The organism is Streptomyces sp. LMG1-1-1.1, from assembly GCF_040815545.1.
Lineage (GTDB): Bacteria > Actinomycetota > Actinomycetes > Streptomycetales > Streptomycetaceae > Streptomyces.
In genome coordinates, this window is sequence record NZ_JBFPNH010000048.1 from 16,295 (window position 1) to 39,140 (window position 22,846).

General features: G+C 74.0%; 17 protein-coding genes. 9 read left to right on the top strand and 8 right to left on the bottom strand.

Features of this window, described 5'->3' with window-relative positions; translation table 11 throughout:
• The first annotated feature begins 50 nt into the window (after nucleotides 1-50).
• Nucleotides 51-335, top strand: coding sequence for a DUF397 domain-containing protein (locus MRBLMG1_RS26975; RefSeq protein WP_367826720.1), 285 nt, complete (start codon nucleotides 51-53; stop codon nucleotides 333-335).
• Nucleotides 336-479: 144 nt separating this feature from the next.
• Here MRBLMG1_RS26975 and MRBLMG1_RS26980 read toward each other — a convergent pair whose 3' ends face one another.
• The 4 genes from MRBLMG1_RS26980 to eccB form a co-directional block, all read right to left on the bottom strand.
• Nucleotides 480-770 carry a WXG100 family type VII secretion target gene (locus tag MRBLMG1_RS26980; RefSeq protein ID WP_367826721.1) on the bottom strand — a complete coding sequence of 97 codons (291 nt, stop codon included), beginning with the start codon at nucleotides 768-770 and terminating at the stop codon, nucleotides 480-482.
• 51 nt (nucleotides 771-821) lie between these two features.
• A complete protein-coding gene (locus MRBLMG1_RS26985; RefSeq protein WP_367826722.1) occupies nucleotides 822-1,169 on the bottom strand; it encodes a WXG100 family type VII secretion target in 348 nt (115 codons plus the stop codon).
• A 190-nt stretch (nucleotides 1,170-1,359) separates the two neighbouring features.
• Complete coding sequence (gene mycP, locus MRBLMG1_RS26990; RefSeq protein WP_367826723.1) at nucleotides 1,360-2,616, bottom strand: type VII secretion-associated serine protease mycosin; 1,257 nt, start codon at nucleotides 2,614-2,616, stop codon at nucleotides 1,360-1,362.
• A 12-nt stretch (nucleotides 2,617-2,628) separates the two neighbouring features.
• Nucleotides 2,629-4,173, bottom strand: coding sequence for a type VII secretion protein EccB (gene eccB, locus MRBLMG1_RS26995; RefSeq protein WP_367826724.1), 1,545 nt, complete (start codon nucleotides 4,171-4,173; stop codon nucleotides 2,629-2,631).
• A 189-nt stretch (nucleotides 4,174-4,362) separates the two neighbouring features.
• Here eccB and eccE point away from each other — a divergent pair, with 189 nt between their 5' ends.
• From eccE to MRBLMG1_RS27035, 8 genes are all read left to right on the top strand, one after another.
• Nucleotides 4,363-5,667: a type VII secretion protein EccE gene (gene eccE, locus MRBLMG1_RS27000; protein WP_367826725.1), complete on the top strand. Its 1,305-nt coding sequence runs from the start codon at nucleotides 4,363-4,365 to the stop codon at nucleotides 5,665-5,667.
• The gene (locus MRBLMG1_RS27005; protein ID WP_367826726.1) at nucleotides 5,667-6,548 is read left to right on the top strand and encodes a hypothetical protein; all 882 of its coding nucleotides are present in this window, start codon (nucleotides 5,667-5,669) and stop codon (nucleotides 6,546-6,548) included. Before eccE ends, MRBLMG1_RS27005 begins: the two co-directional genes overlap by 1 nt.
• 239 nt (nucleotides 6,549-6,787) lie before the next feature.
• Nucleotides 6,788-10,384 (top strand): SCO5717 family growth-regulating ATPase, encoded by a 3,597-nt coding sequence (locus tag MRBLMG1_RS27010; protein ID WP_367826727.1) that lies wholly within the window; start codon nucleotides 6,788-6,790, stop codon nucleotides 10,382-10,384.
• A 192-nt stretch (nucleotides 10,385-10,576) separates the two neighbouring features.
• Nucleotides 10,577-12,409: an ABC transporter substrate-binding protein gene (locus MRBLMG1_RS27015; RefSeq protein WP_367826740.1), complete on the top strand. Its 1,833-nt coding sequence runs from the start codon at nucleotides 10,577-10,579 to the stop codon at nucleotides 12,407-12,409.
• 3 nt (nucleotides 12,410-12,412) lie between these two features.
• Nucleotides 12,413-13,474: an ABC transporter permease gene (locus MRBLMG1_RS27020; RefSeq protein ID WP_367826728.1), complete on the top strand. Its 1,062-nt coding sequence runs from the start codon at nucleotides 12,413-12,415 to the stop codon at nucleotides 13,472-13,474.
• On the top strand, nucleotides 13,471-14,400 hold the full coding sequence (locus MRBLMG1_RS27025; protein WP_367826729.1) for an ABC transporter permease: 930 nt from the start codon (nucleotides 13,471-13,473) through the stop codon (nucleotides 14,398-14,400). The genes MRBLMG1_RS27020 and MRBLMG1_RS27025 overlap by 4 nt, the downstream gene beginning before the upstream one ends.
• Complete coding sequence (locus tag MRBLMG1_RS27030; RefSeq protein ID WP_367826730.1) at nucleotides 14,397-15,362, top strand: ABC transporter ATP-binding protein; 966 nt, start codon at nucleotides 14,397-14,399, stop codon at nucleotides 15,360-15,362. The genes MRBLMG1_RS27025 and MRBLMG1_RS27030 overlap by 4 nt, the downstream gene beginning before the upstream one ends.
• Nucleotides 15,359-16,408, top strand: a complete 1,050-nt coding sequence (locus MRBLMG1_RS27035; RefSeq protein ID WP_367826731.1) for an ABC transporter ATP-binding protein — start codon at nucleotides 15,359-15,361, stop codon at nucleotides 16,406-16,408. Before MRBLMG1_RS27030 ends, MRBLMG1_RS27035 begins: the two co-directional genes overlap by 4 nt.
• A gap of 68 nt (nucleotides 16,409-16,476) precedes the next feature.
• On the opposite strand, the gene MRBLMG1_RS27040 is transcribed toward MRBLMG1_RS27035, so the two are convergent.
• The 4 genes from MRBLMG1_RS27040 to rbfA form a co-directional block, all read right to left on the bottom strand.
• Nucleotides 16,477-17,442 carry a bifunctional riboflavin kinase/FAD synthetase gene (locus tag MRBLMG1_RS27040; protein ID WP_367826732.1) on the bottom strand — a complete coding sequence of 322 codons (966 nt, stop codon included), beginning with the start codon at nucleotides 17,440-17,442 and terminating at the stop codon, nucleotides 16,477-16,479.
• Between the two features lie 31 nt (nucleotides 17,443-17,473).
• The gene (locus tag MRBLMG1_RS27045) at nucleotides 17,474-21,268 is read right to left on the bottom strand and encodes a trypsin-like peptidase domain-containing protein (protein WP_367826733.1); all 3,795 of its coding nucleotides are present in this window, start codon (nucleotides 21,266-21,268) and stop codon (nucleotides 17,474-17,476) included.
• A gap of 208 nt (nucleotides 21,269-21,476) precedes the next feature.
• Complete coding sequence (gene truB / locus MRBLMG1_RS27050; RefSeq protein ID WP_367826734.1) at nucleotides 21,477-22,403, bottom strand: tRNA pseudouridine(55) synthase TruB; 927 nt, start codon at nucleotides 22,401-22,403, stop codon at nucleotides 21,477-21,479.
• Nucleotides 22,400-22,840, bottom strand: coding sequence for a 30S ribosome-binding factor RbfA (gene rbfA, locus MRBLMG1_RS27055; protein ID WP_367826735.1), 441 nt, complete (start codon nucleotides 22,838-22,840; stop codon nucleotides 22,400-22,402). Before rbfA ends, truB begins: the two co-directional genes overlap by 4 nt.
• Nucleotides 22,841-22,846 lie beyond the last annotated feature (6 nt).

Genomic DNA, 22,846 nt, shown 5'->3' on the forward strand with positions numbered 1-22,846 from the left:
TCCCACTACTGTGGGAGGGACCGCCGTACCACCGCGAAGGGAAAGCGCCGATGACCGACGCCCACGAGACCACCGCCGAGAGCGCGGACGCCGCCCGGGCCGCGGAGAAGCAGCGGCAGAAGGACGAGTTGTACGCGCTGGACATCTCCGGCGTCGAGTGGCAGGGGGCTCCGGGGACGAACCCGGACGAGGAGCGGGTGGAGATCGCGCGCCTTCCCGAGGGAGGGGTGGCGATGCGCTCGTCCCTCGACAAGGACACCGTGCTGCGGTACACGAAGGCCGAGTGGGACGCGTTCGTCCTGGGCGCCAGGGACGGCGAGTTCGACCTGCGCTAGGGCGTGTCGTCAAACTCCCGTCGTCGCCCGCAGGGCAGACGGGAGTTTGACGACAGGCCCTCGGGCCTGTCCGGCGGATCGGCGCCGGTACGCGTGAGGGGGCGGCCCGTCGGACGGGCCGCCCCCTCAGGTGTGCGCGGGGTGTCACATCATGCGGAACCGGGCCGCGTTGCCCTTGTCGGTGTCCTGGTAGCCGGCGACCGACTCGTCGAGGAGCTGGGCGATGCGCGCCAGGTCCTGGTTCATGCCGGCCATGTCGCGGGTGAGGCGGTCCTGGCTCTCGCGGTACGCGATCTTCGCCTCGCCCTCCCAGTTGGAGGCGACCCGGTTGACCTCGACCATGAGGTCGTCGAGCTTCTGGGTGAGGGTGCTGGACGTCAGGCGGGTGTCGGCCGCCGCCTGCGTCACGGTGTCGTAATTGACCGCAGTGGTCATGGTATTGACTCCTGAAGTGAGTGTGGCGCGGAGGACTGGTCTGGTCGTGACTCAGATGCCGAGGATGGCGCTCTGGTTGCCGCCGCCGCCGGAGCCGTCGCCGTCCATCGTGCGGAAGGAGCGCAGACGGTCCTCCTCCTCGCGCGTGAACCCGTCGGCGCTCATGCGCATGATCTCCTCGAGCTTGGAGAGCTCGGCGCGCATGCTGCGCAGACGCTGGTTCAGGTCGTTCTGGACCCGGTCGTACTCCTTGCTCGCAGCGCCCTGCCAGCCCGCCTGGACGCGGTCCACCACGCCGTTGAGGGAGGTGATGCGGGCCTGGAGCTCGTCGGAGAAGTCCTGGATCCGGCCGGCGAGCTTGACTTGTTCGGCACTGGTTACGTTCAGGTCTTTCGACATCTTGCCCCTTCTTCCTTCGGCGGCGTCGACGGCCGGGCCGTCGGGCCATCCGGTCGTGATGCGGACGGGAATCTTCTGATGCCGCCCCCGTGCTGGGTTCGCACTGCCGTGCCCCCAGCGGTCACTGTAGCCATTGACGGCGACAGTTCCAACTGCAAAGGAAGGTCCGGATACTTGGCCGGGAGACGGCTCATCGGACCCTCCTTCCGCGGCGGCCGTCGCGGATCACGACGGCCGTTCCGGCGACCACGGCCACCAGAACGCCGCCGATCCCCAACGCGTAGGTGGCGAGCCGTTCGGAGCGCTCCTGGGGCGTCTCCGACAGCGCCAGACGGGCCGCCTCGGGCGCCGGCGGCCGGGGCGGGCCCGGGTCGGGCGTGGGTGAGGCCGGCGGCGCCCCGGGGCCGACGTCGGCGAGCGCCCGCACGGGATCGACGACGCCCCAACCGATGTAGTCGTCACGCCCGTTGACGGGGCGGACGGCGGTCTGCTCGATCCGGGCGACGATCTGGGCCGCGCTCCACTTCGGGTACTTCGCGCGGAGCAGGACGGCGACGCCGGCGACGTACGGGGCGGAGAAGCTGGTGCCGTTGTCGACGCACTGGCCGCCGCCGGGGACCGTGGAGACGATGTCGACGCCGGGGGCGGCGACGCCCACGAAGGTGCCGGCCTGGGAGAACTCGGCGCGCTCGTTGTTCCGGTCGGAGGAGGCGACGGCGAGGACCCCGGGGAAGGCGGCGGGGTAGGTGTTCCTGCGGTTGCCGTCCATGCCGTCGTTGCCCGCGGAGGCGACGACGACGACGTCCGCGCCGATCGCCCGGGCGACGGCCTTGCCCATCGGCGAGTCGGGGCTCAGCGGCTGCGTGGTGTCCTGCGAGATGTTGATGACCTTCGCGCCCTTGGCGACGGCGTGGTCGATCGCCTTGGCCATGGTGTCGGACTTGCCGCTGTTCTTCTCGTCGTTCTGCCGGATCGGGATGACGGTCGCCTCGGGGGCGAGGCCGACGAAGCCGGTGCCCTTGCGGGGTCGGGCGGCGATGATGCCGGCGACCTTGGTGCCGTGGCCGACGTCGTCGACGGTGCCGTCGGTCTTGCCGCGCTTCTCGTCGCCGAAGCCGGGGTTCTCCTTGTCGGGCGTGAGGTAGTCCTTGCCCGCCTTGGCGTCGACGGCGTCGCTCAGCTGCGGGTTGACGTCGTCGACGCCGGTGTCGATGACCGCGACCCGGACGCCCTTGCCCTTGGTGTCCTGCCACAGCTCGTCGAGGAGGACCCGCTGGAGCGGCCAGGGGGTGCCCTCGATCTGCTTCTTCATGGGGAAGGTGCACTCGCCGCTGCCATCGAGGCCGGGGCCGTCAGGGCGCGGCGCGGCGGTCGCCGCGGGCGCGGCGAGCAGGGCGGTGAGGGTGCCCGCGGCGAGCAGGGCCGCCGCGCGGTACGTCGTCGTCACCGGTGCCACCCCTCAGGAACCCTGCGGCTGACGCGCGCTGTTGGTGTCGAGTCGCGGCCCCTTCGACAGGAACTCCGACCATTCGATCGGGACGCGGGCCGGCTTGACCTTCTCGTACCCGAGACGCTTCTGGGCGTCGCTGGGTTCCGGGCGTCCGGTCTCCTTCTGCTCGCCGGCGCCGATCTCGGAGCGGGCGGAGTCACTGTCGCCGTTGGCCTGGACGGCGTACCGCAGTCCGGTGTCGGTGACGAGGAAGAGCGAGCCTTCGGGCGCCTTCTGCTTCCCCTGGACCTGGGTGTAGAGCAGCCCGCTGCCCGGGGTGACGTACGTGCTGGTGCCGCCGGCGGTGATGTCGGCGGGGTACTCGGGGCCGGCCCAGGTGGTGAGGGTGGTGTTGCCCGCCTCGTCGACGCCGGTGAGGACGCTGCACACGGTGTCCCGGGCGCCCGCGGCGCCGGTGACGTCGTTGGCCTGTTCGGACTTCTTCGCCGGCCAGTGCGCGCGCGGCTGGAAGACGGCGGAGTCCGGTTCGAAGTCGGAGGCGTTGACGCTGGTCGGCTTGCCGTCCATGTCGAGCGGGCGGGTCTGCGGGGCGCTGATGAGGAGCCAGGCGGTGAAGTCGCTGACCGGCCGGACCTTGCCGGGCAGCACGACGTACTGCTGGGGGCCCGAGCCGGTCTGGGCGAGGAGGACCATGCCGACCCGGTTCTCGGTCGCGGTCAGGCCGCCGCCGGGGACGCCGGCGGGGGCGCCGACCTCGCCGTCGACGTGCGGGAAGTCGATCTCGTCGCCGGTCTTCAGGGTGGCGAGCCAGTCGTCGGTGACAGGCTGCGGCACCTTGTTGAGCCCGACGAGGGCGGTGAGCAGTCCGGTGGAGTCGGCCTTCACCGGGTACTTGGTGCCGGTGTGGTCGACCAGGAAGCTGGCCTTCCCCGTCTGTCCCTGGACGTACAGGACCTGCCCGTCCTTCAGCTGCCCCTTCCCCTCGGTGCGTTCCCGGTCGCGCTTGGCGAAGAGGAAGGTCGCCTTCTGGACGCTGGCGCCCTTGCCGCCGCCGGGCTGCTCGCAGACGGCCCAGCGCTTGGGCGTGCCCGCGTCGTCCGCGGCGGGCAGGCGGTCGGGGGCGTACGGGATGCCGAGGATGGGGCCGCGCGGCGGTTTGCCGAGGTCGAGGGTCTTGTCGTCGACCTGGACGACCTGGAACTGGTCGGGGTTGAGCAGGAGTCGGGCCGAGGCGAGGTTGAGGACGGGGTGGAGCAGGGTCTTGGCGTCCTTGCCCTTGCCGGTCTGCAGGACGACGTACCGGCTCGTCGACTGCTTGCCGACGATCACCCGGGTGCCCGGGGTGTCCCAGCCCTTGGGTGCGGCCGGGCTGAACATGCCCCACGCGCCGAATCCGGCGAGCACGAGGGCGGCGACGATCACACCGGGGACGATCGCGCGCAGCGGCTTCGGCGCCCCCTCCTCCGTGCCGGAGGGCGAGGGTTGGAGGAATGCCGCCACCGTGCGCTTCTTCGCAAAGGTGTACGCGTTGAGCTCGTCCCGGCGCGATGCCATGAGTCCCCATTCTCGTCAGGCGCAGTCTTCGCGCGGGGATCGGAGGGGTGGCAACCGGGCCCCGGCTGTCGGACCGGACCCCTACTATGCCTGCTGTCCCGTGGGGTTCGTGGGGCGGGTAGGGTGATCCGGCCGCCAAAGCCCTGGCGGGCCAGGGTGATCGGGACGAATTGAGGGGGATTCTCCATCATGGCTTCCGCGACGCGGACGCGGCCCGCCGCGGCCACCGCCTCAGCGCCCCCGTCCACCGGACCCGCCTCCTCGGTCTCGCCGAGGCTCCAGGCACGTCCCGGACACTTCGGGTCGTTCCGATTGCAACAGCTCGTACTGATCGAGGTGGCGGCCGCGTTGCTCGCCGTCGCCTGGGTCGTGGAGCCGATGCTGCTCGTGCCCGCGGGCGTGGTCGCGGTCGTGCTCGTCCTCCTGGCCCTGGTGCGCAGGCACCGGCGCTCCCTGCCGGAGTGGCTCGGCACCTTCCTCGCGCTGCGCGCCCGGTCGCGCCGGGCCGCCTCCTTCACGGTGCCGGCCGGCACCGAACCGGGACTCGCGCCGGTCGTGGAGTGCGATCCGGCGCTGCGGACCTACGCGTACAGCGACCGTGACCGCCGTCCGGTCGGGATGATCGGCGACGGCACCTTCCTCACCGCCGTCCTGCGGGTCGAGTCGGACGGCACGGCGCTGCGTCCGGACCGCGCGGCGCGGCCGCTGCCCGTCGGGCTCGTCCGGGACGTCCTCGTGGTGGACGGCATCCGTCTCGAGTCGGCGCAGATCGTGCAGCACACCCAGCCGGCGCCCGCGCCGCACCTGCCCCCGCAGTCGATGGCGGCGCGCAACTACGGGCCGCTCCAGGCGCAGACGGGTTCGCCCGCGGTGCGGATCACCTGGATCGCCCTCAAGCTCGACCCCGAACTGTGCCCGGAGGCGGTCGCCGCCCGCGGCGGCGGCATGACGGGCGCGCAGAAGTGCGTGGTGCGGGCGGCCGACCAGCTGGCGAGCCGGCTGGCGGGCGCGGGCTTCCGGGCGGACGTGCTGACCGAGCAGGAGCTGACGTCGGCCCTCGCCACCTCGACCTGCGCGAGCCCGATGGCCATCGCGCAGGCGGGCCGGGGCCAGGCGCAGACGCGGCGCACGCAGGAGACCGCGCGGACCTGGCGGGTGGACGACCGGCGGCACACGACGTACTGGGTGGGGCGCTGGCCCCAGCTGGGCGGCCGGAGCGGTGGCGCGGGAGCGTCGATGCCGCAGCTGGTGGCCCTGCTGACGTCGCTGCCCGCGCTCGCGACGACGTTCAGTCTGACGCTGAGCGGCGGGGACCGGCAGGAGGTGACCGTGACCGGGCACGTGCGGATCACCGGGCGCAGTGACGAGGAGCTCGTGGCCGCGCGGCACGAACTGGAGCGCGCGGCGCGCGGGGTGAGGACGGGTCTGGTGCGTCTCGACCGGGAACAGGTGCCGGGCATGCTCGCGACGCTGCCGCTGGGGGGTGCGCGCTGATGTCCACCGCCTCCTTCGGTACGCAGCCGTCCTCCGGCGCTTCCGGCTCGTTCGGTACGCAGCCCGGCTCCGGTGCTTCCGGTTCGTTCGGTACGCAGCCCGGCTCCGGTGCTTCCGGTTCGTTCGGTACGCAGCCCGGCTCCGGCTCCTCCGCTTCCCCGCGTACGGGCCGGGGGACGCGGCCCCGGTTCGGTTTCGGGCTCGTCGGGCCGCGCCGCGACCGGCATTCGGTTCCCCTCGAGCAGCTGGACGCGCTGGCCCTGCCGGTGGGCGACGACGGCATGGTGATCGGTGTGGACGCCGAGAACCGGCCCGCCGTGCTCGGCATCAACCGGCCCGTGCCGTACGACGTCACCCTCATCGGCGGCCTGTGGACCGCGCAGGTCCTCGCGCTGCGGGCCGCCGCGACGGGGGCCCGGGTGGCCGTCGAGACCGGCCGCGCGCAGGCGTGGACGGCCCTGGCGCAGGCCGCCGGCGGCGGGCAGCCGTGCATCGCGCTGCACGACGTCGGCCGGGTGCCGCCGCAGGGCGCGTCGGCGGGCAGCCCGGTGGTCGTGGTCCGGGACTGCGGCATGCGGCCCCCGCGCGGCCGTGTGGTGTCGGCGCCCTGGCAGTCGGTGGTGACGCTGCTCCCCTATCTGAGCCCTGTCGCGCCCCGGCTCCTGGAGAAGTCCTCGCTCGTCGGGATCCAGCGGGTGTCCCCGGACGAGGCGGCGCAGATCGGTCGGATCATGGGCCTCCCCCGTCACGAGTACGAGGCGCTGTCCACGCTCGCGGACGGGGTGACCCTCTGGTGCACGCAGAACGACCGCCAGTTCGTGATGACGCAGGCGACGGACGCCGAGACCGGATTGTTGGGCGGCGCGCGCCGCATGGACTGAGCGGCGACGAAACGGAACGAAGTCGCTCAAATACGTCCGCTTCTGCGGCGTTTTGACATTGTTTTGAACGGTGGGGGTTCTCACTCTGCGGCGCAACCGGGTCACTTGGGGACGTGGACGGGCCGTGGAGACCCGCGGGGAGCGCCCGTCGGGCCTGCCCGGCGGATGCCCGCGCCGATTAGGCTGGACGAGCCCCGCCCACCACGGCACAAGGGTGCTCGACCACACCAGGAGGCAAAGTGAACGGCGATCGCGACGAGGTCCACGGGGGTTGGAACCCGCCCGCCGACGATCAGTCCGACGCGGATCCCGCCGAGATGACGGGTGAGTTCACCATCGACTACACCCCGCCCGCCTGGTACACGCAGAACGCGTCGGGCGGCACGGGGACGGGCGGTGCCACTCCCCCGCCCCCGAGCGGTACGCCGGTCCCGGTGCCCGGGCTCCCTCCCGTCCCCGGAGTCCCCGTCCCCGGAGCCCCCGTCCCCGGCCTTCCGGCGGGCAGCGGCTTCGAACCCGGCTGGAACCAGGCCCCGGCGGCGCCGGTCGCCGTGCCGCCGACCGTCGAGCCGCCGGCCACGCCCGTCGCGCCTTTCGCTCCTGCCGCTCCCGCTGTCGGGCCGCACGGGGGCGCGCCTTCCGCGCCCTTCGGTGGCGGAGAGGTGGAGAGCGGGGCGACCATGCGCTTCTCCCCCGCCGCGCTGAAGCGCGAGATGGCCGAGCGCGCGGGCGAGACCTCCACCGGCGGGACCGACGGTGCGGACGCGCCCGCCGGCACGGGACCCGTCCCGATCACCTCGGCGCCGGAGCCCGGCGAGCCGATCCGGCTCACCTCCGAGGCATCGCTGCCGAACGAAGCCGCCGGCGAGGGCGCCGGCCCCGGCGTCACCCCCGGCACCTCCGCCAACGTCGACAGCGCGTCGGCGAAGGGCGTGGCGGGCGAGCCGGCCACCGGCTCGACCGGCGAGGACATCGCGGCGGAGGGAGTGGCCGACGACGTGGCCGATGGCGACGCCGGTTCGGGCCCCGCTTCGGACTCGGACTCGGACTCGGACTCGGACTCAGGCTCGGGATTCGGGTCTGACGACACCGACCTCACGAGCAACGCCGAAGCGGCCGGCGCTTCCACGGACTCCGCACTCTCCGCAGACTCCGCGGACTCCACGGCGGACGCCGCCGTCGAGTCCGTCACCGACTCCGGGGTCGAGGCGGACGCCGCCGCGGACTCCGACTCCCTCACGGACGCGCCCGACGCCCCCGCTGGTCCGACCGCTCCCGCTGGTCCGACCGCTCCCGCCGCCCCCGGCACGGAGAGCGCGGCGGTACCGGAGGCGGCGGCCGAGACGGCCGTTCCCGCGCCCTTCCCCGTCGCCGAGCCCGTCGACGGTGTTCCGGGCGCACCCGGGGCGTACCCGATCGCCGCGCCGCAGGCCGGTACCCCCGGTGCGGCTCCGGCCCCGGGGCCGTACCCGGCCGCGGCGTCGCACGACGCTCCCCCGCCGCAGGGCTTCGGTCCCGGTGCGGGCCAGGCGCCCTATCCGGGCGGGGCCGCGCCGCAGGGCTTCGGCCCTGGTGCGGGTCAGATGCCGTATCCGGCCGCCGGTCCGCAGGCGGGTCAGGCGGGACAGCCCGGAGGTCACGGTGTGGCGCCCGGGCCGTTCCCGGCTCCCGGGTATCCGGCGGCGCCGGGCGCCGAGGGCAACGCGCCCGGGGCGTACCCGGGTTCCGGCCAGCAGGGCCAGCAGGGGCCACAGGCTCCGCACGTTCCGCAGGGCGGGGCGGGGCTGCCGCCGCTGCCGCCGTCGTTCCAGCCGGCGGCTCCCGGGCCCGCGCAGCAGTGGCCCGCGCAGCCGATGCCGGGCGGACAGCCGGGTCAGGGCGGACAGCCGATGCCGGGCGGACAGCCGGTGCCGCCGGCCGCGCCGCTGCCGCCGACCGCTGGATGGCCGGCGCAGGCGGGTCCCGCCGCGCCCGTCGCACCCACGGCGGCCGCGCCCGCTCCCGTACCGCCGCAGGCGCAGCCGCAGCCGGAGGCGCAGGGTGGGTACGGGTTCCCGCACCCGGGGACGCCGCCGCAGCAGGCGGGTTACGGCTATCCGCAGCAGCAGGCGGGCGGGGACGTACCGCCGCAGGGTGGCTACGGGTTCCCGCACCCCGGGACGCCGCAGCAGGCGGGTTACGGCTATCCGCAGCAGCCCGGGGCCGGTGGGGGCGTGCCGCCGCAGGCTCAGGCGCAGGGTGGGTACGGGTACCCGCAGCCCGGGGCCGTGGCGCCGGGGGCACCGCAGCCGCCGCGGGAGGGGCAGCAGGCCGTCGATCCGCGGACGGGTGCGGCGTGGCCGTCGCCCGTGACGCACGACCAGCGGGAGCGGTCCGTGCCGGGGGCGCCGCTGGGGTACAACGCGGCCGTCGAGCTGTCGTCCGACCGTCTGCTCCGGAACAACAAGCAGAAGCCGAAGTCGAGCCGGACGCCGGGCAGCGCGGCTCGCTTCAAGCTGGGCGGCAAGAAGGAGGAGGCGGAGCGGCAGCGGAAGCTGGACCTGATCCGGACGCCGGTGCTCTCCTGCTACCGGATCGCGGTCATCTCGCTCAAGGGCGGTGTCGGCAAGACCACGACGACGACCGCGCTCGGGGCGACCCTGGCGACCGAGCGGCAGGACAAGATCCTGGCGATCGACGCGAACCCGGACGCCGGCACCCTCGGCCGCCGGGTGCGGCGCGAGACCGGGGCGACCATCCGCGACCTGGTGCAGGCGATCCCGTACCTCAACTCGTACATGGACATCCGCCGGTTCACCTCGCAGGCGCCGTCCGGCCTGGAGATCCTCGCCAACGACGTGGACCCGGCCGTCTCGACGACCTTCAACGACGAGGACTACCGGCGGGCGATCGACGTCCTCGGCAAGCAGTACCCGATCATCCTGACCGACTCGGGCACGGGTCTGCTGTACAGCGCCATGCGCGGGGTGCTCGACCTGGCCGACCAGCTGATCATCATCTCGACGCCGTCGGTGGACGGCGCGTCGAGCGCGTCGACGACGCTGGACTGGCTGTCCGCGCACGGCTACGCGGACCTGGTGCAGCGGTCCATCACGGTCATCTCGGGGGTCCGCGAGACCGGCAAGATGATCAAGGTCGAGGACATCGTGCAGCACTTCCAGACCCGCTGCCGCGGCGTCGTGGTCGTGCCCTTCGACGAGCACCTCTCGGCCGGCGCCGAGGTGGACCTCGACATGATGCGGCCGAAGACCCGGGAGGCGTACTTCCACCTCTCGGCGATGGTGGCCGAGGACTTCGTGCGCGCGCAGCAGGCACAGGGCCTGTGGACCGGCGACGGCCAAGGGGCGCTGCCCCCGCACATGGCCCCGCCGATGCCGGGCCATCCGATGCACGGACAGCCCATGCACGGACAGCCCATGCACGGACAGCCGACGCCCGGACAGCCGATGCCGGGTCAGTACGCGCCGCCCGGGCAGCCCGTACCCGGTCAGCCGTACGCGCCCCAGGCGCCGCAGCCCGGTCAGCCGTACCCGCAGCAGCCGGGGCAGCCCTATCCGCCGCAGGCGCACCCGCAGGCGTACCCGCAGCCGGGACAGCCGATGCCGGGTCAGGCGATGCCCGGTCAGCCGATGCCGGGTCAGTACGCGCCGGGGCAGCCCGCTCCCGGGCAGCCGTATCCGGCGCAGGCGCCCCAGCCCTCTCCGCAGCAGCCGGGTCAGTCGGGTGTGCCCCAGGCCTGGCAGCAGCAGCCGGCACCGTCTCAGCCGGGTCAGCCGCTGCCTCCGCAGGCGGACCCGGAGACGCCTCCGCAGGCGCCGCCAGCCCCTCAACAGTAAGGCGTCACAGGCATAGACCAATGAGGCTCCGTATCGGCTCCCCGATACGGAGCCTCTTGGCGTTCCCGCAGTCCACACGGGGTTTGAGTGGTCGTTGACGACGGCAGACCACCGCTGATACACCTGCGCTTCACCCATCGTCAGCCCAAGATCGACGACAGTAACTCCGACGCGAGGTCACGTCCCATGGTCATGGTCACGAAGGTTCCACCCCGCCCCGCCTCCGCCCGCGGAGCCCTCCGGCTGGCGCTCGCCGCCGGCCTCGCCGCCGGCTCGCTCGCCGCCGTCCCCGGCACCGCGCAGGCGGAGGACGAGAAGTCCGGCGGCACCACCCTCACGGTGGCCGTCTCGCAGAGCATCGACTCGCTGAGCCCGTTCCTCGCCCAGAAGCTCACCTCGACCAGCATCCACCGGCTGGCGTACGAGTACCTCACCAACTACGACCCGAAGGACGCGCGTACGGTGCCGGGTCTGGCGACGGCCTGGTCGGCGTCGGCGGACAAGCTGACGTGGACGTACACGATCCGCAAGGACTCGACCTGGTCCGACGGCAAGCCGGTCACCGCCGAGGACGCGGCCTGGACCTTCGACAAGATGATGACCGACCCGAACGCCGCCACGGCGAACGGCAGCTTCACGGCCAACTTCGCGCAGGTCACCGCCACCGACCCGCAGACGCTGGTGATCCGGCTGAAGAAGCCGCAGGCGACGATGACGGCGCTCGACGTGCCGATCGTGCCGAAGCACGTCTGGGAGAAGGTCGGCGACTTCTCGAAGTTCAACAACGACAAGCAGTTCCCCATCGTGGGCAACGGCCCGTTCGTCATCACGGACTTCAAGGTCGACCAGTACATCAAGCTCAAGCCGAACAAGAAGTTCTGGCGGGGCGCGCCCAAGTTCGACGAGCTGGTCTTCAAGTACTACAAGGACGGGGACGCCGCCGTCGCCGCCCTGCAGAAGGGCGAGGTGTCCTTCGTACCGAACCTGACGCCCGCCCAGGCCGCCGCCCTGAAGACCCAGAAGGACATCAAGGTCAACGACGCCCCCGGTCGCCGCTTCTACGCGCTGGCGACCAACCCGGGCGCGAAGGCCAGGGACGGCAAGACCTTCGGCAACGGCCACCCGGCGCTCCTCGACCCGGCCGTGCGCAAGGCGCTCTTCCTCGCTGTCGACCGCGCCACCATCGTCGACACGGTCTTCCAGGGCCACGCCGTCGAGGGCCAGGGCTACATCCCGCCGCGCTTCGGCTCGTACTTCTGGGAGCCGCCGGCCACGCAGAAGCGGGGGTACGACCCGGCCGCCGCGGAGAAGGTCCTCGACGCCGCCGGCTACCGGAAGAACGCCGACGGCAAGCGCGTCGGCAAGGACGGCAGACCGCTCGACTTCCGCATCCTGTGCCACGCCACCGACCCCAACGACAAGGCGGTCGGCAAGTACCTCCAGGAGTGGTGGGGCAAGATCGGCATCGGGCTGAAGGTCGAATGCCTGGACAGCGTCTCCGACCCCTGGGTCAAGGGCGACTACGACCTCGCCTTCGACGGCTGGTCGGTCAACCCCGACCCCGACTACGTCCTGTCGATCCACACCTGCGGCACGCTCCCGGCGACGCCGAAGGACAGCGGGGCCACCGACAACTTCATCTGCGACAAGGAGTTCGACGGGCTCTACGCGCAGCAGGCGGTGGAGTACGACGCCGCCAAGCGGGCGGATCTGGTGAAGCGGATGCAGTCCCGGCTGTACGACACGGGGTACATGAACGTCATGGCCTACCCGAACGCCCTGGAGGCGTACCGCACGGACCAGATCCGTTCCATCACGACCATGCCGGAGGCCGCCGGCAACCTGTGGGGGCAGGACGGCTACTGGAGCTGGTGGTCCGCCGTGCCCACCGCACAGGCCGAGGACGACCAGGGCGGCTCGTCCACCGGGGTGATCGTCGGCATCGGCGCGGCCGTGGTGGTCGTGCTGGGCGTCGGCCTCTTCCTCGGCCTGCGCCGCCGCTCCACCGCCGACGACCGCGAGTAGGACGTGACGACGGCAAGCACTCCCGCCGACGTGGCGCGGGCCGATGAGGCCCGCGCCACGGACGGCGCGTCCCGCACCGGTTCCTCCGCCGGGTACCTCCGCCACGCGGCGGGGAAGCTCGGCGGCGCACTCGTCTCGCTCTTCGCCGTACTGGTCACCAGCTTCTTCCTCTTCCGGATCATCCCCGGCGACCCGGTCAAGGCGATGACCCACGGCGTGCCCACCTCGGCCGAACAACTGGCCACGCTGCGACGCCAGTTCGGCCTCGATCTGCCGCTGTGGCAGCAGTTCACCGACTACTGCGCCAAGGCGCTGAGCGGCGACCTCGGCACCTCGTTCCAGTTCCGCGCCCCCGTGGGCGACCTGATCGCCGAGAAGCTGCCCGCCACCCTGCTGCTGACCGGCGTCGCCGTGGTGATCTACTCGGCGCTCGGGCTGTGGCTCGGCACCCGCTCGGCCTGGCGGCACGGCGGCCTCGGCGACAAGCTGAACACCGGCATCGCGCTGACGCTGTGGTCGGTGCCGTCCTTCTGGCTCGGCCTGCTGCTCATCATCGTCTTCTCGGTCGGCATGGGACCCATCCCGGGACTCTTCCCCACCGGCGGCATGGAGTCCGGCGCGGGCGAGACCGGCTTCGGATACGTCCTCGACGTCGCCCACCACCTGGTCCTGCCGGTGGTCACCCTGGTGGCGGTCGGATACGCGCAGACGCTGCTCGTGATGCGCTCCTCGCTCCTCGACGAGATGGGCGGCGACTACCTGACGACGGCCCGCGCGAAGGGTCTGCGGGACGACGTGGTGCGGCGGCGGCACGCCGTGCCGAACGCCCTGCTCCCGACCGTCACCATGATCTTCATCAACCTGGGCCACGTGGCGGCCGGGTCGATCCTGGTGGAGACGGTGTTCTCCTGGCCGGGGCTCGGCGGGCTGTTCTACCAGGCGCTGAGCGTGCCCGATCTGCCGCTCGTGCAAGGCCTGTTCGTGGTCTTCGCCGGGGCGATGATCCTGATGAACCTGATCGCCGACCTGCTCTATCCGCTGCTCGATCCCCGGGTGGGACGATGACCACGACGGACACGACGACCACGAAGGACACACCCCCGGCGAGGACGTCGCTGGCGTGGGCGCGCCGCCGCGCGACGGTGGCCCGCTTCTGGAAGCGGTACCGCACCCACCGCGCCGGACTCGCCGGGCTGGCCGGTCTCACGCTGATCGCCCTGATCGCCCTCGCCGCACCGCTCCTCGTCGGCGCCGACGTGCAGTCGGTGACCGAGGCCCCGGGCACCGCGCTGGAACCGCCCAGCGCCGAATTCCCGCTCGGGACCGACCAGTTCGGGCGGTCGCTGCTCGGCCTGCTGATCTGGGGGGCGCGGATCTCGCTGCTCGTCGGCCTGCTCGCGGCGACCCTGTCGGTGGCGATCGGCACACTGGTCGGGATCATCGCCGGGCACTACGGCGGCTGGTTCTCGACCGTCGTCATGCGGATCACCGACTGGTTCCTGGTGATGCCGACGCTGGTCCTGGCGATCGTGCTCGCCACCGTCATGTCCCGGTCGATGTGGACGGTGGTCCTGGCCATCGGGGTGACCTCGTGGCCGACCACCGCACGCCTGGTGCGGGCGCAGACGATCGCCGTGGAGTCCCGCCCGTATATCGAGCGGGCGACCGCGCTCGGCGGGGGCCACGGCCACGTCATGAGCCGGCACGTGCTGCCGAACGTGATGCCGCTGGTGCTCGCGCAGACCACGCTCGGGATCTCCACGGCCATCCTCACGGAGGCGACCCTCGCGTTCCTCGGGCTCGGCGACCCGACGGTGGTCTCCTGGGGCGGGATGCTCCAGGACGCCCGAGAGGCGGGCGCCGTCTCCTCCGGGCACTGGTGGTACCTGGCCCCGCCCGGGATCGCCATCGCGCTGGTCGCCCTGGCGTTCACCCTGTGCGGCCGGGCCGTCGAGTCCGTGCTCAACCCGAAGCTGGGGGTGGGGCGTTGAGCCTCCTCGAAGTACGGAATCTGAAGGTGACGTACGGGTCGGGCGCGGACGCCGTGCCCGCCGTACGCGGGGTCGACCTGTCCCTGGAGGCGGGGAGCAAGCTGGGCGTGGCGGGCGAGTCCGGCTGCGGCAAGTCCACCCTCGCGCTCGCGCTGCTGCGGCTGCTCCCGGCCTCGGCACGGATCGAGGGCGAGGTCCTCCTCGACGGGGAGGACGTCCTCGCCATGAAGTGGGGCCGGCTGCGGGCCGTGCGCTGGGCGGGCGCGTCGATCGTCTTCCAGGGCGCGATGCACTCGCTGAACGCCGTGCACCGGATCGGCGACCAGATCGCCGAGCCGCTGCTCGTGCACGGCCGGGCGACCCCCGCGGCGGCGCGCAAGCGGGTCGGGGAGCTGCTCGACCACGTCGGCCTGCCCGCCGCGCGGGCCGCCGCGTACCCGCACGAGCTGTCCGGCGGGCAGCGCCAGCGCGTGATGATCGCGATGGCGCTGGCCTGCGCCCCCCGGCTGATCGTGGCGGACGAGCCGACGACGGCGCTCGACGTGATGATCCAGGCGCAGATCCTGCGGCTGATCGAGGGGCTCGTCGCCGAGCAGTCCATCAGTCTCCTGATGATCAGCCACGACCTGGCCGTCCTCGCCGACACCTGCGACCGGCTCGCCGTGATGTACGCGGGCCGGGTCGTCGAGGAAGGGCCCGCGCGGGCCGTGTACGAGGCCGCCGAGCACCCTTACGGGCGGGCGCTGTCCTCGGCCTTCCCCCGCATCGGCGATCCCGCGTCCCGGCGGGCGCCGCGCGGACTGCCGGGCGACCCGCCCGACCCGGCCGACCTGCCGGGCGGCTGCGCCTTCCGGCCGCGCTGCCCGGTGGCGCTCGACGCCTGCGCCGCGGAGGACCAGGAACTGCGGGAGGCGGGCGCGGGGCGCCGGGCCGCCTGCGTACACGTGGGGAGTACGGCATGACGGACACCGTGAGCGACGCCGTGGACGACTCCGCGGGCCCCGGCGGCGCCGGGCGCGCGGGGACCTCCGCGGGGCCGCTGCTGTCGGCGCGCGGGCTGCACGTCACCTTCCCCGGTCGGCGGGGCGCGCCGCCCGCGCGCGCGGTGGACGGGGTGGACCTGGACATCGGCACCGGCGAGATCGTGGCCCTCGTCGGGGAGTCGGGCTGCGGCAAGACGACGCTGGCCCGCTCGCTCCTCGGCCTCGTCCGTCCCACGTCGGGCACGGTCGCCTTCGACGGCACACCGCTGTCGTACGCCTCCGGGGCCCTGAAGTCCTACCGGAAGCGGGCGCAGCTGGTCCTCCAGGACCCGAGCGGCTCGCTGAACCCCCGCCACACCGTGTACGACGCGGTCGCGGAGGGACTCCGGATCCACGGGTACGCGGGGGACGAGCGGGCCGCGGTCGGCGGCGCCCTCGCCCGGGCCGGCCTGCGGCCCCCGGAGCGCTTCTTCCTCCGCTACCCGCACGAGCTGTCCGGCGGGCAGCGCCAGCGCGTCGTCATCGCGGGCGCGCTCGTCCTGGAGCCCGAGCTGATCGTCGCCGACGAGCCGGTGGCCTCGCTCGACGCGTCCGTACGCGGCGAGATCCTGGCGCTGCTGCTGCGCCTGCGCGACGAACTCGGGCTCTCCGCCCTGGTCGTGACGCACGACCTCGGGCTCGCGTGGAACATCGCCGACCGGGTGGCGGTGATGTACCTGGGCCGGGTCGTGGAGACCGGCACGGTGGAGTCCGTCCTCACCCGCCCCCGACACCCGTACACCCAGGCCCTGTTGTCGGTCCTTCCGGAGTCGGGCGCCGCGCCGGTCGTGCTGACCGGCGAGCCCCCGGACCCCTCCCGCATCCCGTCCGGCTGCCGCTTCCACGCCCGCTGCCAGATCCTCGCCTCGGGCGAGGCGGCGGCCGTCGCGCACAGCTGCCGCGAGGAACTCCTGCCGATCCTGGGCGGCGGCGGGGAGCAGGCGGTGGCCTGCCACTGGGCCGGGCGGGAGGGGGCGCGGGGCTGATCCGCGGCTCGGAGGAGCCCCTGGTCACCCGGTGGCCCGCCCGCTGCGGGCCGCCTTCGGGCGGAGCCTTACGGGGCGGGGTTCTCCCGGTCGTACGTCTCGGTCAGCTCCCGGCAGCGCTTCACGTCGCCCGCCATCGCCAGGAGCAGGTCGTCCAGGGTGTCGAACTTGAGCATGCCGCGCACGTACGCGAGGAAGTCCACGGACACGTGCAGCCCGTACAGGTCGAGCCCCTCGCGGTCGATCGCGTACGCCTCGACGGTCCGCTCCGTGCCGTCGAACTGGGGGTTGGTGCCGACCGAGATGGCCGCCGGCATCCGCTCCCCCGCCGCCGTCAGCCAGCCGGCGTAGACGCCGTCCGCCGGGATCGCCGTGTGCGGGAGCGTCTCGACGTTGGCCGTCGGGAAGCCGAGCTCGCGGCCGCGCTGCGCGCCGCGGACGACGATGCCCTCGACCCGGTGCGGCCGTCCGAGGATCTCGCCGGCTCCGGTCATGTCGCCCTCGGCGACGAGCCGGCGGGTGAGCGTCGACGAGAACGGCTGGCCGCCGCCCGCCTCCCCGCTGACGTACAGGTCGATGACCTCGACCTCGTAGTCGTACGTCTCGCCGAGCTCGGCGAGGAACGCGACGTTGCCCGCGGCCCGGTGCCCGAAGCGGAAGTTGGGGCCCTCGATGACGGCCTTGGCGTGCAGCTTGTCGACCAGCACCTTGACGATGAAGTCCGCCGGGGACAGCTGGGAGAACTCGGCGGTGAACGGCAGCACGAGCACCGCGTCCACGCCGAGTTCCGCGATCAGCTCGGCACGCCGGTGGTGCGGGGCGAGCAGCGGCGGATGGCTGCCGGGCCGCACGACCTCGGAGGGGTGCGGGTCGAACGTCACGACGACGGTGGGGACGCCGAGCTCCCGGGCGCGCTCGACGGCCCGCCCGATGATCAGCTGGTGTCCGCGGTGCACCCCGTCGTAGGAGCCGATGGTGACGACGCTGCGTCCCCAGTCCTGGGGAATGTCCTCCAAGCCACGCCAGCGCTGCACTGTGACCGCTCCTCGTCCGCCTGTTCGCCGATTACGCCGGTCTAAGACTGCCATGCCCACGGCCTTCGGTTGGCATCGGCATGGAGGTGCCGCGGCGCCGCAGCGTCCTGAGGGTCTCCGGGCCGAGCAGCGGGGCCCAGTCGCCGGGGGCCGCGGCCGTCCAGCCGGCGAGCAGCGCGGCGACACCGGGCAGCGCGCGGCAGTGCCCGGCGAGGGCCCGGTCGAACCGCCGGACCCCCTCGGGCGTACGGGCGCACAGCACGCCGACCCGGTGCACGAGGTCCCGGGTGCGCGGCTCGCTGCGCCGCCCCGCGCCCTCGGCCGCGGCCCGCAGAAGCGCCTCCAGGACCGTGAACTCCCCCGTCTCCGCCTCGTACCGCTCGTGCTCGACGAGTACGTCGAGCAGCTCGGCCCGCAGATGGCGGGAGGCGCCGGTGCCGGGCGCGGCGAGGACGGGCGCCAGGGCGCGGCGGAGGGGGGCGGGGCGGCCCCTGATCAGGCCAGCGACCAGCGGGTGGAGGACCGCCCTGGCCGCCGGGCCGTCCTCGAACCGCCGGTCGACGAAGGCGGCCACGTGCCCGGCGCCCTCGGGGTGGCGGCCCGCGTAGTCGCGCACCAGGGCCGCCACCCGGCGGGCCAGGGCGGGCGTGTCGACCTCGGCGAGCGCCCGCAGCACGGCGGCCGGGGCCTCCCCGTCGCCCCGCAGCCGGGTCCGGAGCGCGCCGAGGACCAGCTCGGGATGGCTCCCCAGCGCCTCGGCGAGCGCGGTCGCGGGCACCTGCGGCTCGGCCAGCGCCCGGGGCAGATGGCGGGCGCGGGTGTGCGGGTCTCGGATCAGCAGGCCCAGGGCCGCTCCGTGGAGCGCCCGGTCGCCGGGGCGGGCGAGCAGGGCGAGCGCGGCGTAGCGCAGCAGCTCCCGGTCGGCGGAGGTAACCGCGCGCCCGGCGACCAGCTGGCCGTACGCGGCGGCGGCCACCCGCCGCTCCGGGCGCCCGTCGTCGTGGGCCCACCGGTCGACCGCCCGGCACACGGCCGACGGCTCGTCGTCGGCGAGCGCGGCGAGCAGCCCCTCGGCCAGCGGGTGCGCCGTCGCCACCAGGGCCTCGCACAGGTCGTCGACGGCGAGCCCCCTGCGGGCGTGCAGCAGCGCCTGCGCCGCCGTCGCCACCGTCTCGTGCGGCGCCGTGGGCAACGGCCGCTCGTCTCCGAACCAGCGGCAGAGCAGCGGCTGCACTCCCCGGGGGTCCGCCGCGAGCATGCCCGCGACGACGTCGAGGGCCCGCTCCTCGCCGCGCACCCGGCGGGGCGACGCGTCCCAGGCGGCGCCCGCAGGCGCGTCTTCGGCGTCGACCGGCGGCGGATCGGCCGGGACGAGGCGCCGCAGCAGGTCGATGCGCTCGTCATCGCCGAGCGGCAGGGCCTGCCAGAAGCCCGGCCCGAAGGGGGCGAGGGCCGGGGGCCGGCCGGGCCGTGCGCCGACGCGGTCGGCGAGCAGCCGCAGGACGGGCAGGTAGGGGCGGGGGTCGGCCAGCCTCCGGACGCTCTCGCCGAGCAGGCGCGCGGCCCACCAGGGCCCGTCCCCGCCGGGGTCCGCGTCCGCGAAGCGGGCGAGCGACTCGACGAGTGCGGCGAGGCGCGGGGCGAGTCCGGCCGGCCCCCGCTCCCGGTGGAGCAGCAGCAGGGCCTGGAGGACGGGACCGATGCGGTGCGGCGGCACGGGTAGGTGCTCGGCCGCCGCCGGGGGGACGCCGTCCCGCTGCGGAACGCCGTCCCGCTGCCGGGGTACGCCGGCGGTCTGCGCGGGGGCGTCGGGGAGGCCGGGAGCGCCGGGAGCACCGGCGAGGCCAGGGACGCCGGGGACGCCGGGAGCACCGGCCAGGCCAGGGGCACCAGGGACCCCGGGAGCGCCGGAGGGGCCAGGGACCCCGGGAGCGCCGGAGGGGCCAGGGACGTCGGGCGCACCGGAGGGGCCAGGGACGTCGGGCGCACCGGCGACGCCGGGCGCCGCCGCCTCCGGTGCGGGGTGTCGTTCGGGGTGGTCGGTGCCGGGTCGGGACGGTTCGCCGTGGTGGCGGTGGACCAGGGAGTGGAGGGCGGTGTCGAGGTCGAGGTGGGCGGCCTGGACCCAGTCGGCGAGTTCCTCGTGGGCGAAGCGGTAGCCGGAGCCGGCGGGGACGAGGAGGCCTTCGGTGAGGACGGCGGAGGCCCACCCTTCGCGCCAGGGGAAGAGCTCCTCGAAGGAGGCGCGGTCGAGGAGGCCGTGTCCGGGCCCGAGGCAGCGGCGGGCCGCCTCGTGGACCTGGCCGGTCACGCGCGCGGCGAGCCGGCGTACGGCGGTGCCGCGGAGGAGGGGCCGGGCGCCCGCGGCGATCCGGACGGCGACGCGGAGGCACATGAGGTCCAGATGGGCGGTGAAGATCTCCTCGCGGCCGGGCCGTCCGGGGACGCCGTCCGGCAGGGCCGCGCGGACCTCGGCGAGCAGCCGGAGGGCGAGCGGGTGCCGGGCGTCGGCCTCGGCGAGGTCCGTCTCGCCGATCCCGTACCTCTGGCGTACGGCTCTGGCCTCCGCCTCGGAGTACGGGCCGAGGGTGACGGCGGCGGGCGGCGCGTCCCCGGGGTCTCCCGACGGCCGGTGGAGGGCGCCGGGGCCGTAGAGGGCGCCGGCCTGTTCCCAGTGCTCCGGGCGGCAGGCGGTGACGAGGCGGGCGTCGTGGGTGCGGAGCCAGCGCTCGGTGGCGGCGGTCCAGTCGGCGAGGCGGTGGGCGAGGCGGGGCGGCATCTCCTCGGGGCCGTCGAGGACGACGAGGAGCGGGCGGCCGGCCTCCCGGGCGAGCGCGGCGGCCCGTTCCGGGGTGGCGGTCGTGGTGTCGCCCAGGGCTCCGGAGGCGGCGACGATGCGGCCCGCCTGGTGGAGGGCCCGGCCGACGGCGTCGGCGAGGGAGCGGTCCTCGGCGCGCAGGTCGGCGCCGCGCAGCCACACGGTGGGGGCGGGTGCCTCGCCGCGGGCCCGGTGGGCGCAGAGCGAGGCGAGGGCGGTGGTGCGGCCGCTGCCGGGGCCGCCGACCAGGGCGAGCACGGGTGCGCCGCCGGCGGTGAAGCGGGCGAACTCGCGGGCGCAGTCGGGTCGTTCGACGGGTTCGGGCCAGGGTCCCGGTTCGGGTGCGGGTCCGTTGGAGGTGGCGCTGAGTTCGAGGACGCCGGCGAGGTTGAGGTCGGGCCCGTAGGCGGGGACGGTGGCCGCGTTGCGGCGCAGCAGGGCGGTGAGGGGACCGTCGGGCCGGAGCGGCACCGCGTATCCGGCGGCCTGGCGGTCGCCGTGCAGGGCGGTGCCGAGGACGGCGAGGACGGTGCCGGTGGCGGTGTCGAGGACGGGCCCGCCGGCGGCCTGGCCGCCGAGCCTGAGCGCCTCGGCGCCCTCGGTGCCGATGGCGAGTTCGAGGGCGTCGTCTAGGGCGTGGAAGCGGTCGGTGGCGGTGTACGTGACGGCGGCGGGGCCGAGGACGCGCGCCTCGCGCCAGCCGTGGGCGGCGATCCGCACGTACGTGCCGGGTTCGATCTCGGCGCGGGTCGCGAGCGGCAGCGGGCGCCCGCCGAGCCCTTCGGTCCGTACGAGGGCGAGGCCGCTCTCCGGCAGGGGCGTGACGGCTTCGGCCTCGGCGAGCCAGGTGCGGTCGCCGGGGGCGTGCAGGACGACGCGGCTGAGCCCGTCGACGGCTTCGTGACTGGTGACGACCGTTCCGTGGTGGTCGGCGAGGAAACCGGTGCCGCGTGGCCGGCCCGCCAGATCGCAGATCCGCACCAGCGTCGCCAGGTCCCCGCGTCCCATGGTGACGACGGTAGGTCGCCGGTGATCACATCACGGCGCTCGCCGGTGAACGCGCCCCCTGACACTCCCCCGTTCACTCCGAGCGCCTCCCCGATGGGGTGAATTTGCGGCGCTCAGACGGACAGAGACCTCCTGGGGGAACCCGGGGGAACGCCGTGGGGCGGACACGCGCACGCGTGTCCGCCCCACGAGGGCCCTGCGAGGGTCCTCAGCCGAAGACGGCGAGGCTCTTCGCCTTGCCCCGCTGGTCCTCGACCAGCGCGAGCAGCCTGCCCTCCGGCCCGAAGACCGCGACGGGACCCTTCGGGTAGTCCGGCATCTCCAGGCGGACGCCGTTGAGCAGCAGCTTGGCCCGCTTCTCGTCGACGTCCCAGCGCGGGAACGCCGCCGCGGCCGCGTCGGCGACCGGCATGACCGTGAGCTCCTCCTGGAGCTGGTCCAGGGTCCTGGCCGAGTCCAGCTTGTACGGCCCGACACGGGTGCGGCGCAGCGCGGTCAGGTGACCGCCCACCCCGAGCCCGGCACCGAGGTCCCGGGCGAGCGCGCGGATGTACGTACCGGAGGAGCAGACGACCGAGACGACGAGGTCGACGACGGGCGTGCCGTCCTCGGCCACGGCCTCCCGCACGTCGTACACCCGGAAGGAGGAGACGGTGACCGGGCGGGCCGGGATCTCGAACTCCTCGCCGCCGCGCACGCGCGCGTACGACCGCTTGCCGTCGATCTTGATCGCGGAGACCTTCGACGGCACCTGCATGATCGCGCCGGTGAGTTCGGCGACGCCCGCGTCGATGCCCTCGCGGGTCACCTTGGAGGCGTCCACGGACGCGGTGATCTCGCCCTCGGCGTCGTCGGTGACCGTCGTCTGGCCCAGCCGGATGGTGCCCAGGTACTCCTTCTCGGTCAGCGCGAGGTGACCGAGAAGCTTGGTCGCCCGCTCCACGCCGAGGACGAGGACGCCGGTGGCCATGGGGTCGAGCGTGCCGGCGTGGCCGACGCGGCGGGTCCTGGCGATCCCCCGCATCTTGGCCACGACGTCGTGCGAGGTGAAGCCCGACGGCTTGTCGACGATGACGAGCCCGTCCTGGGGGTCCCTCCCGGCGGTGGCCGGGGGAGTCGTTTCCGAGGTGCTCATTCGGCGGCTTCGTCCTCGCCCGGCTTCTTGTAGGGGTCGGCTTCGCCCGCGAAGGAGGCGCCCGAGGAGGCCTCCCGCACCTGGGCGTCGATGGCCCGCGCCTTGTCGAGGAGGTTCTCGATCGTCTTGGCGTTCTCCGGGAGGGCGTCGGCCACGAAGGTCAGCGTCGGGGTGAACTTGGTCCCCGCCGCCCGGCCCACGGCCGAACGGAGGATGCCCTTGGCGCTCTCCAGACCGGCCGCGGCGCTCGCCCGCTCCTCGTCGTCCCCGTAGACCGTGTAGAAGACCGTGGCCTCCCGCAGGTCACCGGTGACGCGGGTGTCCGTGATGGTCACGTGCGTACCCAGGCGGGGGTCCTTGATGCCGCGCTGCAGCTTCTCGGCGACCACCTCCCGGATGAGGTCCGCCAGCTTCTTCGCCCGCGCGTTGTCGGCCACTGGTCC